This window comes from Niveibacterium umoris, from assembly GCF_014197015.1.
Taxonomy (GTDB): domain Bacteria; phylum Pseudomonadota; class Gammaproteobacteria; order Burkholderiales; family Rhodocyclaceae; genus Niveibacterium; species Niveibacterium umoris.
Genome location: NZ_JACIET010000001.1, coordinates 927,226 through 943,489, shown reverse-complemented (window position 1 = coordinate 943,489; position 16,264 = coordinate 927,226). Strand labels below are relative to the sequence as shown.

Here is a 16,264-nt window from a genome sequence, read left to right as displayed (position 1 = left end):
ATGCTGCGCGAGCGCGTAATCACCGCACTGGTGCTTCTCTTTGCCCTTTTGGCGGCCATCTTCATGCTCCCAACATGGGGTTGGTGGGGCGCATGCGGCGTAATTTCCTTGGTGGCTGGCTGGGAGTGGGCTGGTTTGCTGCGCATTCGGAGCGCTGCGCGCTGGGCTTATGCAGTCATCGTTGCAGGTTTAAGCGCGGCGATCATGATTGCGGACATCCGACTTTTGGATGCCGTGCTGTTCACCGTCTCTGCTTTGTTCTGGATGATCGCAGTTCCGCCTTGGCTCAAGCATCGTTGGGCAGTCGGGTCGGGGGTTCTTTCTCTGTGTGCAGGCCTTGTTGTTCTCGTGCCTGCCGCAGTGGCGATCGCGCGCCTGCGGGAAGTGGATCCTTGGTTCATGCTGGCAGCGATGGCTTTGGTCTGGGTCGCAGACATTGGCGCCTATTTTGGCGGGAGGGCGTTTGGTCGTCGCAAGCTCGCTCCAGAAATCTCCCCCGGCAAGAGCTGGGAGGGTGTGTACGCGGGAACGCTTGCCGTGATGCTCTATGGTGCGACAGTCTTCGCGATCAAGATGAGATTCGTGCCAGAGCACCTCACTTGGCCACTCGCTATGGCTCTTCTTGTGGGCCTGACTGCACTGAGCGTGCTGGGTGATCTCTTTGAATCCATGATCAAGCGACAGGCGGGCGCAAAGGATTCGTCGGCACTTTTGCCGGGTCACGGTGGCGTCCTCGATCGAATCGACAGTCTGACCTCAACGCTTCCACTCGTGGCGCTTTGGGTCAGCATATGGAACTTGCATCTGTGACGTTCCAGGTTCTCACCATCCTGGGGGCGACAGGTTCGATCGGGACCAGCACCCTCGATGTCGTTGCGCGGCACCCCGACCGATATCGCATCCACGCGCTCACTGGTTTCAGTCGCATGGACCGTCTGGCCGAACTTGCAGATCAATTCCAACCGCAAGTGCTGGTCGTACCCGACGACACTGCGCGTCGGCAGTTGTTGCACCATTTGGGGCATCAACGGACAAACTGCGAAATTCTGATCGGGCCTGATGCGCTGTGTGAAGTCGCATCTTGCCCAGAAGTCACGACGGTGATGGCTTCAATCGTTGGTGCCGCAGGTCTCGCACCGACCATGGCGGCCGTCAGGGCAGGCAAGAGAGTGTTGCTTGCCAACAAGGAAGCTCTGGTCATGTCGGGCGCCCTCTTTATGCGCGAAGCCCGAACGCATGGCGCGACCGTGCTGCCGATTGATAGCGAACACAATGCTGTCTTTCAATCTCTGCCACCTGGCTTTGACTACGGTTTGAGAGAATGCGGCGTCAGCAAGCTTCTGCTTACCGCATCCGGCGGTCCCTTCCGCACGCTTCCCATTGAAGAGTTGCAGTCGGTAACTCCGGAGCGCGCAGTAGCCCACCCTAACTGGGTAATGGGTCGGAAGATTTCAGTGGACTCTGCAACGATGATGAACAAGGGCCTCGAGGTGATAGAGGCCCACTGGCTCTTCGGTATCCCCGGCGACCAGATCGAGGTCGTCATTCATCCGCAGAGCGTCATTCATTCGATGGTCCAATACGTCGACGGATCAGTGATTGCTCAACTCGGCAATCCCGATATGCGCACTCCGATTGCACATGCGCTGGCTTATCCTGATCGAATCGACGCCGGGGTCAAGCCGCTCGATTTTTCGACACTTGCTGGATTGACTTTCGAGCCCCCGAATCTGCAGCGCTTCCCTTGCCTGGGCTTGGCCTATCAGGCGCTGGATGCTGGTGGCCTGACACCCGCGGTCTTGAATGCCGCGAATGAAGTCTCGGTCGCGGCATTCCTCGGTCGTGAGATCGCATTCACCGATATTTCACGAACGGTCGAAGGGGTCCTTGAAAGCTGCAATCCCCCTGATGACCGAACAATCGAGTCAGTAGTCGAAGCCGATCTGCGCGCGCGGCATAGCGCCCGAAGAATCATTGAACAAAACAGGATGAGTGCAGCGTGAGCATACTTTGGTCGCTCGGCGCGTTCATTGTCGCGATCGCCATCCTGGTTCCGATCCATGAGTTCGGTCACTACGCAACGGCCCGACTCTTTGGCGTTCGTGTTCTAAGGTATTCCTTTGGTTTCGGTCGAGTACTTCTTCGTAGGCAGAAGTCGCCAGACTCTACGGAATGGGTAGTTGGGGCGATTCCGCTTGGCGGATACGTGAAGATGCTCGATGAGCGCGAGCAACCTGTCCCGGAGGCCGACCTCCCTTTTGCGTTCAATCGCAAACCCGTTGCGCAGCGCATCGCAATCGTCGCAGCGGGACCGATCGCCAACCTTGCGCTTGCCATATTTATCTACTGGTTCACGTTCATGCTGGGCGTGACCGAGTTGCGACCCATCCTTGCAGAACCTCCCCCGAAAAGCCTTGCTGCATCGGTTGGCCTCGTTGCCGGGGATCAGGTGACCAAGGTTGGGAGCCGGGAAACTCCGACATGGAGTGAGGTACGCTGGGCGCTGCTGAAGGATCTTGTCGAGGGAGAATCTGTCTCGCTTTCGATCCTGCGAGGCACTTCAACGAAAGAAATCCAGGTCGCAATTCCTTCGAACGGCATCGACATGCAACAAGGCGATCCACTCTCTGGGCTCGGTTTCGCCCCGGAGCGACCTGTGCTAGCGCCTGTCGTCGGGACCGTGCTTTCCGGAGGACCGGCGGATCGCGCCGGATTGAAACCTGGCGACCGATTCAAGCGTCTCGGAACAAGTCCCGTCGCGACCGCGGATGAGGTCGCCTCGATCGTTCGACGTTCCAGCAATCAACACTTGGACGCACTTGTAGAGCGCAACGGTGCAGACATCGACGTGATTCTTCAACCGGCCCTACGTGTGGAGAATGGGCAAGAGGTCGGCAAGATCGATATCGCCTTCGCGGCCGACAACGCCTGGCGAACCCGGATGGTGATGTCAGTCTCTTACGGACCTTTCGAATCTCTGGCTCATGCGACTCAGAAGGCATGGGACACCACGGTATTCTCGCTGAAGGTCCTTGGGAGACTCATTTCGGGCCAACTCTCGATCAAAACTGTAAGCGGTCCTGTCGCAATCGCCGGTTACGCGGGCGAATCCGCACAACGCGGTATCGATGTGTTCATTGGTTTTGTCGCGTTTCTGAGCCTCAGTATCGCGATCTTCAATCTGTTACCGATCCCGGTCCTCGATGGCGGGCACATCATGTATTATCTGGCGGAAGTTGTACTGGGTCGGCCCGTCAGGCAAGCGACGCTCGAAGCAGGTCAGCAAGTCGGCATGGTTGTGCTGATAAGCCTGATGGTCGTTGCGCTGTACAACGACTTGAGTCCCGTGGCGAATTCCATTTTTAACGATTTCGGTCCGATGATCTCGCGGCTGAAAATCCGTTTGCTCTCTTGATCCTCCCAATGCAACTTAAGCTGATTCCGGGGTTGCTCGCTGCCCTGTTCGCCGCCGATTCCGCCCACGCGTTCGACACCTTCGTGGTCAAGGATATTCGTGTGGAGGGCCTGCAGCGCACAGAGGCCGGAACGGTATTCAACTACCTTCCGGTCAAGGTCGGCGAGAAAGTCACCGAAGAACGTGCGGCCCAAGCCATACGCGCACTTTACGCGACAGGCTTTTTCAAGGATGTCCGCCTTGAAGTGGACGGCGGCGTGCTCGTGGTCGTGGTCGATGAGCGGCCGGCCATCGGATCGATCGAGTTTGACGGGAACAGTGCGTTCGAGAGCGACAACCTGCGAAAAGGTTTACGCGACGCAGGCATCGCCGAATCCCGGATCCTTGATCGCTCCTTGCTCGAGCGCGCTGAACAGGAACTCAAGCGGCAGTATTTGAATCGCAGCTATTACGGCGCGACGATCACGACCGAGATTACACCGCTCGAACGAAATCGCGTTGCGTTGAAGTTCAAGATCGCGGAAGGCGATATTGCGGCCATTAAGCAGATTGGCATTTCCGGCAACAAGGTGTTTTCGGAATCCGAACTGAAGTCACAGATTTCCGCCAAACCCAAACACTGGTTTCCGCCGGTAAATTGGCTTTCAAAGAGTCACGAGTATTCCAAGCCAAAACTGCAGGGCGACCTTGAATCCATCAGAAGCTACTATCTGAACCGCGGCTACCTCGACTTCAATGTTGACAGTTCGCAGGTGTCGATCACGCCAGACAAGCAAGATGTCTATATTGCAATTGGAGTGGCGGAAGGCGAGCAATACCGGATTAATTCCGTAAAGCTGGCAGGCGATCTGATTATCAGTGACGCAGAGGCAAAGGCACTTGTCCTGTTGCGTCCCGGTGACGTTTTTTCGCGTGACAATCTCACTGAAACGACCCGCCTGATAAGCGAGCGCCTGTCCAATGAAGGTTACGCGTTTGCAAACGTCAATGCGGCGCCGGAACTCGACAAAGAAAAACGCCTTGTTTCCCTGACCATTTTTGTGGATCCAGGCAAGCGGGTCTATATCCGCCGGATCAACATTGCCGGCAACACCCGTACCAAAGATGAAGTGATACGGCGCGAACTGCGGCAGTTCGAGAGTACTTGGTACGACGGCGCCAAAATCAAGCGCTCCAAGGTGAGACTTGATCGTACCGGCTTCTATGAAGAAACCAATCTCGACACTCAACCCGTTGCCGGAACAAGCGACCAAGTCGATTTGAACGTAACGGTCAAGGAGCGTGCGACGGGCAACTTCCTGCTCGGCGCCGGTTATTCTACGACCGAGCATCTCGTTTTGCAGGGCTCACTCTCGCAAAACAACCTGTTCGGTACCGGCAACGCACTATCCCTGAACCTGAATACGGGCAAGTCGAATCGCACGCTTGTTCTTTCGTACACCAATCCGTATTTCACGCCGGATGGTGTCAGCGTGGGTTACAGCCTGTATCACCGCAACTACAACCCGTCGGCCACAACAAACGTTGCCTACTACACGACGCAGTCGAGTGGCCTCGGCATGACCTTTGGTTATCCGATTGCAGAAGACGATGCGATCTACTTCGGTGCCTCGTTTGATTCGACGCGAACCAAGATCGGTGCCACGAGCGATGTGCAGTACATCGACTTCGTGAACAAGTTCGGGGAATTGACCAACACATTCCTGCTGACTGGGTCATGGTCAAATGACTCGCGCGACAGCTCCCTTACGCCTGTATCGGGTCTGTATCAACGCTTTGTCGCAGAAGTTGCCGTACCGCCCGCTGAGCAACGCTACTACCGTCTCAATTACCAGGCGCAGTACTTCATTCCGCTGTTCTTCAAAGACGCAACACTGCAGTTCCACGGCAACGCTTCCTATGCATCCGGTTACGGCGGCCTGCCGGTCCCGTTCTACAAGAACTACTATGCGGGCGGTATCGGCTCCGTTCGTGCCTACGATGACAACTCGCTGGGGCCGCGTTCGGGTAGCGGAAGCGCGTTGGGGGGTACACAACTGCTGACCTACGGTGCTGAATACTTCTTCACTCCTCCCATGACGAACATTGACAAGAGCTTCCGGCTTGGTTTGTTTGTCGATGGCGGGCAAGTATGGGCAGCGGACCAGAAGGTTGTGCTCGCCGATGTTCGGTATAGTGCCGGTTTGAGCTTGGCATGGATCTCTCCGATCGGCCCGCTCAAATTCAGCTTCGGTCAGCCTCTGAACAGTAAGGAAGGGGATCGCACGCAGCGGTTCCAGTTCCAGCTAGGCAATATTTTCTGATGTCGAAGGAGATAGTTGTGAGAATGACTCGTGCGTTCGTGGCCCTGTTGATCGGGCTTGGTCTGTCGGCGACCGCCATGGCCCAGAGCAAAATTGGTTTCGTGAATTCGGACCGAGTATTGCGCGAGTCGGCACCTGCTGTCGTGGCTCAGAAGAAGCTGGAGAAAGAATTCGAAAAGCGTGACCAAGACCTGCAGAAGCTGACAAAACAGCTTCAGGGGATGCAGGAAAATCTCGAGAAGAATGCGGTCACGATGTCGGAAAGTGACCGTAAAACCAAGGAACGTGAGTTCGCTGAGTTGAATCGGGAATTCCAGCGTCGCCAGCGCGAGTTTCGTGAGGATCTGAATCAAAGGCGTAATGAAGAATTGGCTGGTGTGCTCGAACGCGCAAATCGGACGATTCGCGAGATTGCCGAGGCAGAGAAATTCGACGCCATCCTTCAGGACGCGATCTTTATCAGCCCCCGGGTCGACCTTACCGACAAGGTCATCAAGGCCCTGAACGCCAAGTAATTCGGCGTGCCAACACTTAGTGAAATTGTTGACCGCTTCGGCGGTCGACTTGCCGGTGACGGCGCGACGATCGTCTGTCAGGTTGGCAGCCTTGCCACTGCTCAGGCGGGCGAAATCGCGTTTCTAGCCAATCCTAAATTCAAGTCAGCGCTGATGCGCAGTGCGGCAACGGCGTTCATCGTTGCGCCCTCTGCAGAGGATGCAACCGATCGGCCCAGGATCGTTACCGAAGATCCTTATCTCTACTACGCTCGCTTGGCCCAATGGCTCAATCCGCCCCAGTTCGGTGCGCCGGGTATTCATCCGACTGCAGTGGTTGAGTCCGATTTGCCGCCTTCGGTGCATGTCGGGCCTTTGTCCTACGTGGGCCCAGATTGCGAAATCGGCGAGGGCGTTTCTATCGGGCCCTGCTGCGTCATTGAGCGGGGAACGAAGATTGGGGCCGAAAGCAGAATCTTCGGCCACGTATCGGTCTATAGTGAGACGGTCATCGGCCAGCGCTGCATTCTCCACTCGGGCGCTGTGCTGGGATCTGACGGATTCGGATACGCGCGTCAGCGGGATGGCGCGTGGATAAAGATCCCCCAGATTGGACGAACCGTTCTCGGTGACGACGTGGAAGTCGGCGCGAACACGACAATCGATCGCGGCGCCCTCGATGACACTGAAATCGGTAACGGCGTGAAACTGGACAATCTTGTCCAGATCGCACACAACGTCAAGATAGGTGACCACAGTGCGATGGCAGGTTGTGTAGGCGTTGCCGGAAGTGCCCGAATTGGGGCGCGTGTGATGGTCGGCGGTCAGGCCGGGATCAGTGGGCATCTGGAAGTCGCCGATGGAACGGTCGTTTCAGCGCGCACGCTGGTCAGCAAGACAATTAGCGAAGCAGGAATATTTACCTCCGCCATGCCGGCAATGCCGCATGGCGAGTGGATGAAAAGCGCAGCCCACTTCAGACACCTTGATGCGCTGGTAACGAGGTTGCGTGAATTAGAAAAGCGCATTGCAGACTTGGAGAGGAAGCCTTGAGCATTATGGAAATCGGCGAGGTGATGGAATACCTCCCGCATCGTTACCCGTTCCTGTTGATCGACAGAGTGATCGAAATGTCTCCCGGCGAGACCATTCGGGCGATGAAGAACGTGACAATCAATGAGCCGTTCTTCACAGGACACTTTCCACATTTCCCAGTGATGCCAGGAGTGCTTGTGATCGAAGCGATGGCACAGGCAGCCGCCATACTCTCTTACAAGACGCGTGATCTGAAACCCGATTGCAATACCGTTGCCTATTTCGCCGGGATCGATAACGTGCGCTTTAAGCGTCCGGTCGTACCTGGGGACCAGTTGGTCTTCGACGTGAAGTTGGTGAAGAACAAGGGTGACCTCTGGAAATACCAGGGTGTGGCGACAGTTGATGGCCAGGTCGCCGCCGAAGCTGACTTGATGTGCTTCTTCAAGAGGCTCAAATGATTCATCCGTCCGCAATCGTTCATCCGGGCGCTTGCATCGCAGAAGGGGTCGAGATCGGCCCCTTTTCCGTTATTGGCGAGCATGTCGAGATCGGCGCCTGTACGACGGTGGGGCCGCATGTTGTGATTACCGGCCACACCCGCATCGGGCGCGACAACCGCATCTTCCAGTTCTGTTCCCTAGGGGAAATGCCTCAGGACAAGAAGTACCGAGGTGAGCCGACCCGGTTAGAGATCGGTGATCGCAACACGATCCGCGAATACTGCAACTTCAACACCGGCACCGTGCAAGACGCCGGCGTGACCCGGATCGGCGATGACAATTGGGTGATGGCCAATGTGCACATCGGTCACGACTGCCAGGTGGGGAATCAAACCATCCTGGCGAACAACGTCACCATTGCTGGCCATGTCAGCGTTGGTGACTGGGTGATCCTCGGTGGCATGACTGCCGTTCACCAGTTCGTACGCATTGGCGCCCACAGCATGTGTGGTGGCGGCACGATCCTGTTGCAGGATTTGCCGCCATACGTCATGGCATCAGGCAATCCGGCGGCAACGCATGGCACCAATAGTGAAGGCTTGCGGCGCAGAGGGTTTGCGCCTGAAGCGGTCACCGCAATCAAGCGCGCCTACAAAATCTTGTATCGCAACGGCAACACACTTGAAGAAGCGCGTATTCAACTTGCTGAACTCGCCCAGTCCGTCAAGGAAGTGCAACCCATGGTTGACTTCATCTCTGTAGCCGGGCGCGGCATCGTTCGCTGATGGCGGTCTGTATTGCGATGGTCGCCGGCGAGGCGTCGGGCGATCTATTGGGGTGTCGCCTGATGGCCGCGATCAAGCGTCGCTTGCCGGACGCACGCTTTGTCGGTATCGGCGGCCCTTCCATGGTCCGGGAGGGTATGGAGTCCTGGTTTCCTGCCGAGCGCTTGGCAGTGAACGGATTCGCCGACGCACTGCGCCGTCTGCCAGAACTGCTGAGCATCCGGCGTGAACTCTTGGCCGGAATCAAACGTGAGGCGCCCGATGTCTTCATCGGCATAGACGCACCGGATTTCAATCTTGGTGTCGAACGGCGTCTGAAAGCATCGGGTATTCCGACGGTCCATTACGTCAGCCCTTCGGTTTGGGCCTGGCGAGGCGGCCGCGTCAACAAGATCAAGCGGTCGGCCGACCACGTCTTATGCCTCTTTCCATTCGAACCAGAGCTCTATCAGCGGGTCGGTCTTCCAGCCACCTTCGTTGGCCATCCGCTCGCCGACGAATTTGAACTGGAGCCTGATCGGCAAGGCGAGCGAGAACGGCTGTGTCTTCCTCGGGATGCCCAGATCATCACACTGATGCCGGGCAGCCGCGAGGGTGAGGTGCGCAAACTGGCTGCGGATTTCGTGGGCGCGGCCAAACGCATTCATGAAGCGCGGCCGGATGTTCGCTTTCTTGTTCCGCTGGTGACGCGCGAAACCCGTGCACTGTTTGAGCACGCCATGCTTGCCGCCGAACTACCAGCCGATTTCCCGCTGAAACTGATGTTCGGACATAGCCACGAGGCCATGACCGCCTCTGATGTCGTCTTGTTGGCAAGTGGTACCGCTGCGCTGGAGGCGGCCCTGCTGAAGCGGCCGATGGTGATTGCGTACAAGATCGCTCCTTGGTCGTACCGGATCATCAAGAAAATGATGTACCTGCCGTACGTCGGGCTCCCGAATATCCTGTGCAAGGAATTCCTGGTGCCAGAGCTGTTGCAGGAAGATTGCGAACCGCAAAAGCTCGCCGAAGCTTCACTCAAGTGGCTCGACGACACCGACGGGGTTTCAGCTCTGACCGAACGCTTCAAATCGCTGCACCTGAGTCTGCGCAAGGACAACGCGAGCCGTGCCGCGGATGCGATTCTCGGAATGATTGGTGGCAAGGCTCCATGACCACGTTACAGCGCCCCGTGGGATTGCTCGCTGGTGTCGATGAAGCCGGGCGTGGGCCGCTGTGTGGCGCAGTCGTCGCGGCGGCCGTCATCCTTGATCCGCAGCGCCCTATATCGGGCTTGGACGATTCGAAAGCGCTCTCCGCGAAGAAGCGTGTTGCGCTCGCCTTGCAGATACGAGAGCGCGCACTGGCTTGGAGTGTGGCGGAAGCCTCGCCTGCCGAGATCGATCAACTCAATATTCTCGGTGCCACAATGCTTGCGATGAAACGTGCGGTGCAGGCGCTTGGCGTCTCGCCAGCCGAAGTGTGGGTAGATGGCAACCGGTGCCCTGACCTCGATTGCACAGTGCGCGCGGTGGTCGGAGGCGACGCCAAGGTCGAAGAAATCTCCGCAGCGTCGATCCTTGCGAAGACAGTTCGTGACGCACAAATGGAAGCCTTGCACGAACGCTATCCCCACCTCGGTCTGGCACAGCACAAGGGGTATCCAACGGCCGCCCACATGGCTGCACTTCGCCAACATGGGGTCCCCGACTTCTACCGAACCACGTTTTCTCCCGTTCGAGAAATACTCGCGCAAGGTCGACTCTTCTGATTCAAAGGTTTTCTGGCGCACGATTTGACGCCTATCCCAACCGAACGATCAGCACTCACGATGCTCAAGCCGATTACCTCCCGTGACAATCCGCTGCTCAAACGCCTTCGCAAACTGAGTGAGTCGGCACGCACACGTCGGGAGGAGGGCGTCACCGTGCTCGATGGCGTGCATCTCGTCGAGGCAGCGATTGCGGCTTCGCGGTCGCTCGGCGAGATCGTGATTGCCGAGTCGGCGCGCGAAACCACCGAGGTATCAGCGCTATTGGTTGCGGCGAAGCCGACGCCTTGCTTTGTACTGCCCGATCCATTGTTCCGAACGATCAGCCCAGTTGAAACGCCTGCGGGAATCCTCGCCACCGTGCAATGGACGCGCAATACCGACGCGCCCGATCCTTTTGATGACTGGCTTGTGCTCGATGGCGTTCAGGACGCGGGCAACGTCGGCACAATGTTGCGGACCGCAGCTGCCGCGGGTGTGCGCGCTGCCGTACTGGGTCCGGGTTGCGCCCAGGCGTGGGGGCCGAAGGTACTTCGAGCCGGAATGGGTGCGCATTTCCACCTGCACATTCACGAAACCGAAAACCTCGTCGCTTTGCTCCGGGGCTATCCAGGGACCGTGATGGCAACCCGGCTCGATGGGGCTACCTCCTTGTTTGAACGCGATCTGCGTGGCGCGAGTGCCTGGGTCTTCGGCGCCGAAGGGCAGGGTTTGTCCGCCGAAGTGGCCGCGCTGGCCAGACACGGCATCCTGATCCCGATGGCCGAGGGCGTCGAATCGCTCAACGTAGCGGCAGCTGCAGCGATCTGCCTGTTCGAACAACGGCGGCAGCGCGCGACGGCTGCATCCTGATCAAAAGCCGTTCTTGTCGATCCGGATGTCCTGCATGATCTTGGCGGAGATTTCTTCGATCGAACGTGCCGTCGAGTCAATAAAGGGAATCTGCTCCCTCCGCATCAGCCGGGAGGCCGCCTCGATTTCAAATTTGCAGTTCTCCAGTGACGCATAAACGCTGTTCGGTCGGCGCTCCTGGCGTATCTGGGACAGGCGTTCCGGAGTAATCGTGAGCCCGAACAATTTCGTGCGGTGCTTGGTCAGCTCCTGGGGAATCCGGTTGCGTTCGAAATCTTCCGGGATCAGCGGGTAGTTCGCCGCTCGCACACCAAATTGCATCGCCAGGTACAGGCTGGTCGGCGTCTTGCCCGAACGCGACACCCCAACCAGGATCACGTCCGCTTCGTCCAGGTTCTCGTGCGAAACACCGTCGTCGTGAGACAGCGTGAAGTTGATTGCATCTATGCGACGCGTGTAGCTGCTCCCGTCCGCAATACCGTGGAATCGACCGATGGTATGGGCCGACTTCATCCCCAGTTCCATCTCGAGCGGTTCAATGAAGGTCAGGAACAGGTCGACGAAGTGCGCCTGCGCCTGCCGAAGCGTATCCGCAGTGACTTGATTGACCAGCGTCGACACGACCAGCGGGCGCATGCCGTCCCGCTTGCCCGCATCATTGATCCGGAAGACTGCGTCCTTCGCCTTGTCGACCGAGTCGATGAAGGGCACGCGGACATGGCGGAACTTGGCCTCCGGGAACTGGGCCAGCAGGCTGTGGCCGAGCGTCTCCGCGGTGATGCCGGTGCCGTCGGAAACAAAGAAAACGGTGCGAGTCTGGCGTTGTTGCAAAGTCACGGGCGGGCTCCGGGATCAGGGAAAACGTCGATGCGGTGCAGCAAGAAGGCTGACTAGAATGGGATTTTCCTGTTATCGCAGTTAACTTACAACGAAAGGCTAAAGCCATGAGCCGCTATGTCATACCGTTCGAATCGCTGCGCATGACGGACGTGCACGCAGTCGGCGGCAAGAACGCCTCGCTCGGCGAGATGATCAGTCAGCTGGCGGCATCGCACGTAAGGGTGCCGGGTGGGTTCGCGACGACTGCAGACGCTTACCGCGAGTTCCTCGCGCATGGGGGGCTCGCCGGTCGCATCAACGCGGTACTGGATGCGCTGGACGTGGACGATGTCGAAGCTCTGGTTCGCGCGGGGGCGCAAATCCGGGGCTGGATCGTCGAAACGCCGTTTCCGGGCGCCCTGGAAGCCGAGATCAAGTCGCACTACGAACGCCTCGCGATGGAAGGGGAGGGGTCGTTCGCAGTGCGGTCTTCAGCGACAGCAGAAGATCTACCGGATGCCTCGTTTGCAGGGCAGCAGGAGTCGTTCTTGAACGTGCATGGTTACGAGAACATCCTGCACGCCATCAAGGAGGTATTCGCCTCGCTGTACAACGATCGCGCCATTGCTTACCGGGTGCATAAGGGGTTTGTACATGCGGACGTGGCCTTGTCGGCCGGCGTGCAGCGCATGGTCAGATCGGACCTGGGCGCCTCGGGCGTGATGTTCACGCTCGACACCGAGTCGGGCTTCAAGGATGCAATCTTCATCACGGCGGCCTATGGGCTCGGCGAGACGGTGGTGCAGGGTGCCGTGAATCCGGACGAGTTCTACGTGCACAAGCCGATGCTGCAAGCGGGGAAGCCAGCGATCATCAGACGCAACCTCGGTTCCAAGTTGATCAAGATGGAGTTCACCGAGTCGCGCGCGGCCGGCCGTTCGACGCGTACGGTCGATGTCCCCGAGGCTGACCGGAACCGCTTTTCGATCACCGACGCGGATGTTCTGGAACTCGCCCGCTACGCCGACATCATCGAGAAGCACTACGGGCGCCCGATGGATATCGAATGGGGCAAGGACGGGGGCGACGGCAAGCTCTACATCCTTCAGGCCCGGCCGGAAACCGTGAAGTCACAAGCCAGTGGGCATGTGATGGAGAAGTACCGGATCAAGCAGCACGGCAAGGTCTTGTGCTCAGGTCGTGCGATCGGCCAGAAGATTGGGGCAGGCGTCGTGCGCATCGTGGCCGATGCTTCGCAGATGAACCATGTTCAGGCCGGTGACATCCTGGTAACCGACATGACCGACCCGAATTGGGAGCCCGTCATGAAGCGCGCCTCGGCAATCGTGACCAATCGCGGCGGGCGCACCTGCCACGCTGCGATCATCGCGCGCGAACTGGGCATCCCGGCGATCGTCGGCTGCGGCGACGCCACCGAGTTGCTGGAAGAAGGCGAATCAGTGACGGTGTCCTGTGCGGAAGGCGATACCGGTTACGTGTATCGCGGCAAGCTGGAATTCGAGGTGATCACGCGCGACACCGGTAATCTGCCCGAGATTCCCGTGAAGATCATGATGAATGTCGGGAACCCGGAGCTTGCCTTCGAGTTTGCCCAGATTCCCAACGCCGGTGTGGGTCTGGCGCGGCTGGAATTTGTCATCAACAACATGATCGGCATCCACCCGAAAGCAGTACTCGACGTTGCGCAGGTCCCGGCCGGCTTGCGAGAGGAGATCCAACGCCGTGCGCGTGGCTACGCCACTCCGCGCCAATTCTTCATCGAGAAACTGGTCGAAGGGGTCGCGACGATTGCTGCGGCGTTCTGGCCAAAACCGGTCATCGTCCGCTTGTCGGACTTCAAATCGAACGAATACCGCAAACTCCTTGGCGGTGAGATCTACGAACCGGAAGAGGAAAACCCGATGCTCGGGTTCCGCGGAGCATCCCGCTACATCGCCAATTCGTATCGCGAGTGTTTTGAACTCGAATGCATCGCGATGCGCCGTGTGCGCGATGAACTCGGCCTGACGAACGTGCAGCTGATGGTGCCTTTTGTGCGTACTGTTGCCGAGGGCAAGGGGGTGGTGGATTTGTTGGCCGAGAACGGGCTGCGCCGCGGCGAGAACGGTCTCAAGCTGGTCATGATGTGCGAGATCCCGTCGAACGCGCTGCTCGCTGAGGCCTTCCTGCAGCACTACGACGGCTTCTCCATCGGATCGAACGATCTTACCCAACTCACGCTAGGGCTTGACCGTGATTCGGGACTCGTCGCGCACGCCTTCGATGAACGCGACGATGCGGTGAAAGCCTTGCTCAAGATGGCCATCAATACAGCGAACCGGCTCGGCAAATATGTGGGCATCTGCGGGCAAGGGCCATCCGATCACGCGGACTTCGCCGAATGGCTGATGGACGAGGGGATTCAGTCCATCTCGCTGAATCCTGACACTGTGCTCGACACCTGGCTGCGTCTGGCAGAACACCGGACACACTGAGTCCGAACAGCACAACGGCGGGCCATGCCCGCCGTTTTTTATGCCCGTTTGTCGCGGACGAGGCGCTGCTTTTCGCGCTCCCAGTCGCGCTCCTTCTCCGATTCGCGCTTGTCGAACATCTTCTTGCCCTTACCCAAGCCGATCGCCATCTTGATGCGACCCTTGGTGTAGTGCAGATCGAGCGGAACCAATGCATACCCAGCGCGCTCGCTCTTGCCGATCAGGCGTGAGATCTCACCAGCGTTCAGCAGCAGTTTGCGGGTCCGAACCGGGTCGGGTTTGATGTGCGTGGAAGCGGTAGGCAGCGGGCTGATGTGCATACCGATCACGAAGATCTCCGCGTCGCGCACGATCACATAGGCCTCCTTGATCTGCACCCGGCCATCGCGAATCGCCTTGACTTCCCAGCCTTCGAGCACCATTCCGGCTTCGAAGCGCTCTTCGATGAAGTAATCGTGCGTAGCCTTGCGGTTGTCGATGATGCTCATGTGTATGCCGGATGCCCAAAGCGGGTTGAGCCGCTAAAATGGTGGATTCTAACAATTCCGATATCGTGTCGCCCTGCTCATGGCGGAAGTCCGTAAACTTGTTCTGGTTGAGTTCACGCCTGTCCAGATGTTCGATCTGGTCGATCGGGTAGAGGACTATCCCGCGTTCCTGCCGTGGTGTGGCGGAAGCGAGGTACTCGCGCGAACCGATGTTCACACATCGGCGCGCCTGCATATCAGCTACCACGGCATCAAATCGCATTTCGCCACTGAGAATGCCAAAGACTATCCAACACGGATGGACATTCGCCTTGTCGAAGGGCCGTTTCATCACCTTGCCGGCGACTGGGTTTTCACGCCCTTGGGTGATACCGCGTGCAAGATCGAATTCAGCCTCAGGTATGAGTTTTCGAACAAACTCATTGAAAAGGCCGTGGGTCCGGTCTTTCACCACATCGCAAATACGTTTGTGGACGCCTTCGTCAAACGCGCCGAAGTGCTCCGAGCAGCATAACTGAGGTCACAACCGATGCATGTAGAAGTGGTTTATGCGCGACCGCACAAGGCGGATGTCATATCCCTGGCGCTTCCGGAAGGCAGCTCGATACAGCAGGCCATCGACGCATCCGGAATGCTGCAAAAGCACCCCGAAATTGATCGCTCAAATTTGAAAGTCGGCGTTTTCGGCAAGCTATCGAAGCCTGACACGGTACTCAAGGACCGCGATCGCGTCGAAATCTATCGCCCGCTGCTGGCCGATCCAAAAGAAGTGCGTCGCAAGCGCGCCGAAGACGGAAAGCTCATGAAGAAAGGCGGCGGCGAGGCATAAAAAACAGGAGGCCGAAGCCTCCTGATATCTGCATCAATTCTGGCGCGTCACTTGCACTCGGCGGCCTGACGCGTCCGCATCTTCGAGAGTTCCGCGGCGATCTGGTCGTCCGACAGCAACACGCGTTCGCCGCCCTCATTCGTCGCAATCCGGCCACCCTGTTCAAACAACGCGATCCGGCTGCGCAACGCGTTGCATGATTGATCGCGCGCAGCCTTGCGGGCAGCCGCTTCTTCGGTTTTCTTGTCCGCTTCGCCCTGTTTTGACTGCTTTTCCTTGAAATCCTTATCCGCTTTCGTTAGCTCGCTCTGCGTGCTGCCGATACCGGAGCTAGGCGCGTTGCTGCGGACCTGCTTCGCATCCACATCCGATGGTGGTTGATCGGCGTAGTGCACAACACCGTTCTTGTCTTTCCAGGTGTAGACATCGCCGGCGAGGGCTATCCCTTGCGCGCCGAGCGCGAATAGCAGTACGAGCGTCAGGTGCTTCATGCAGTAGCTCCGCGAAACCGTTGATTTGCCGGCAAAACCGGCATCCCGGTATAATACGTATTTGC

General features: G+C 58.2%; 17 protein-coding genes. 14 read left to right on the top strand and 3 right to left on the bottom strand.

What is annotated here, in order from left to right; translation table 11 throughout:
* From GGR36_RS04180 to GGR36_RS04130, 11 genes are read left to right on the top strand one after another with little or no spacing between them, the layout of a single operon-like run.
* Entirely contained in the window at positions 1–810 is an 810-nt protein-coding gene (locus tag GGR36_RS04180) for a phosphatidate cytidylyltransferase (RefSeq protein ID WP_183632160.1), read from the top strand.
* Complete coding sequence (ispC, locus tag GGR36_RS04175) at positions 792–2,003, top strand: 1-deoxy-D-xylulose-5-phosphate reductoisomerase (RefSeq protein ID WP_183632158.1); 1,212 nt, start codon at positions 792–794, stop codon at positions 2,001–2,003. Before GGR36_RS04180 ends, ispC begins: the two co-directional genes overlap by 19 nt.
* The gene (gene rseP / locus GGR36_RS04170) at positions 2,000–3,415 is read left to right on the top strand and encodes an RIP metalloprotease RseP (RefSeq protein WP_183632156.1); all 1,416 of its coding nucleotides are present in this window, start codon (positions 2,000–2,002) and stop codon (positions 3,413–3,415) included. The genes ispC and rseP overlap by 4 nt, the downstream gene beginning before the upstream one ends.
* Before the next feature lie 8 nt (positions 3,416–3,423).
* Positions 3,424–5,718 (top strand): outer membrane protein assembly factor BamA, encoded by a 2,295-nt coding sequence (bamA, locus tag GGR36_RS04165; protein ID WP_183632153.1) that lies wholly within the window; start codon positions 3,424–3,426, stop codon positions 5,716–5,718.
* A 23-nt stretch (positions 5,719–5,741) separates the two neighbouring features.
* On the top strand, positions 5,742–6,233 hold the full coding sequence (locus tag GGR36_RS04160) for an OmpH/Skp family outer membrane protein (protein ID WP_207064311.1): 492 nt from the start codon (positions 5,742–5,744) through the stop codon (positions 6,231–6,233).
* Positions 6,234–6,239: 6 nt separating this feature from the next.
* Positions 6,240–7,265: a UDP-3-O-(3-hydroxymyristoyl)glucosamine N-acyltransferase gene (lpxD, locus tag GGR36_RS04155; protein WP_183632149.1), complete on the top strand. Its 1,026-nt coding sequence runs from the start codon at positions 6,240–6,242 to the stop codon at positions 7,263–7,265.
* A 5-nt stretch (positions 7,266–7,270) separates the two neighbouring features.
* A complete protein-coding gene (fabZ, locus tag GGR36_RS04150) occupies positions 7,271–7,708 on the top strand; it encodes a 3-hydroxyacyl-ACP dehydratase FabZ (protein ID WP_183634895.1) in 438 nt (145 codons plus the stop codon).
* On the top strand, positions 7,705–8,475 hold the full coding sequence (lpxA, locus tag GGR36_RS04145) for an acyl-ACP--UDP-N-acetylglucosamine O-acyltransferase (protein WP_183632147.1): 771 nt from the start codon (positions 7,705–7,707) through the stop codon (positions 8,473–8,475). The genes fabZ and lpxA overlap by 4 nt, the downstream gene beginning before the upstream one ends.
* On the top strand, positions 8,475–9,629 hold the full coding sequence (gene lpxB / locus GGR36_RS04140) for a lipid-A-disaccharide synthase (RefSeq protein ID WP_183632145.1): 1,155 nt from the start codon (positions 8,475–8,477) through the stop codon (positions 9,627–9,629). Before lpxA ends, lpxB begins: the two co-directional genes overlap by 1 nt.
* The gene (gene rnhB / locus GGR36_RS04135; protein WP_183632143.1) at positions 9,626–10,225 is read left to right on the top strand and encodes a ribonuclease HII; all 600 of its coding nucleotides are present in this window, start codon (positions 9,626–9,628) and stop codon (positions 10,223–10,225) included. Before lpxB ends, rnhB begins: the two co-directional genes overlap by 4 nt.
* 60 nt (positions 10,226–10,285) lie before the next feature.
* Entirely contained in the window at positions 10,286–11,077 is a 792-nt protein-coding gene (locus GGR36_RS04130) for a TrmH family RNA methyltransferase (protein WP_183632141.1), read from the top strand.
* Here the strand turns inward: GGR36_RS04130 and ppsR are convergent, their stop codons facing one another.
* Positions 11,078–11,908 carry a posphoenolpyruvate synthetase regulatory kinase/phosphorylase PpsR gene (gene ppsR, locus GGR36_RS04125; protein ID WP_183634894.1) on the bottom strand — a complete coding sequence of 277 codons (831 nt, stop codon included), beginning with the start codon at positions 11,906–11,908 and terminating at the stop codon, positions 11,078–11,080. It abuts the gene before it with no gap.
* A 113-nt stretch (positions 11,909–12,021) separates the two neighbouring features.
* On the opposite strand from ppsR, the gene ppsA reads away from it, so the two are divergent.
* Complete coding sequence (gene ppsA, locus GGR36_RS04120; protein WP_183632139.1) at positions 12,022–14,391, top strand: phosphoenolpyruvate synthase; 2,370 nt, start codon at positions 12,022–12,024, stop codon at positions 14,389–14,391.
* Between the two features lie 38 nt (positions 14,392–14,429).
* Here the strand turns inward: ppsA and smpB are convergent, their stop codons facing one another.
* Entirely contained in the window at positions 14,430–14,879 is a 450-nt protein-coding gene (gene smpB / locus GGR36_RS04115) for an SsrA-binding protein SmpB (protein WP_183632137.1), read from the bottom strand.
* A 79-nt stretch (positions 14,880–14,958) separates the two neighbouring features.
* Between smpB and GGR36_RS04110 the strand changes: the two genes are divergently transcribed.
* Positions 14,959–15,393: a type II toxin-antitoxin system RatA family toxin gene (locus tag GGR36_RS04110; protein ID WP_183632135.1), complete on the top strand. Its 435-nt coding sequence runs from the start codon at positions 14,959–14,961 to the stop codon at positions 15,391–15,393.
* Positions 15,394–15,408: 15 nt separating this feature from the next.
* Entirely contained in the window at positions 15,409–15,708 is a 300-nt protein-coding gene (locus GGR36_RS04105; protein ID WP_183632133.1) for an RnfH family protein, read from the top strand.
* A gap of 47 nt (positions 15,709–15,755) precedes the next feature.
* Here the strand turns inward: GGR36_RS04105 and GGR36_RS04100 are convergent, their stop codons facing one another.
* Positions 15,756–16,199: a DUF4124 domain-containing protein gene (locus GGR36_RS04100; protein WP_183632131.1), complete on the bottom strand. Its 444-nt coding sequence runs from the start codon at positions 16,197–16,199 to the stop codon at positions 15,756–15,758.
* Between the last annotated feature and the right edge of the window lie 65 nt (positions 16,200–16,264).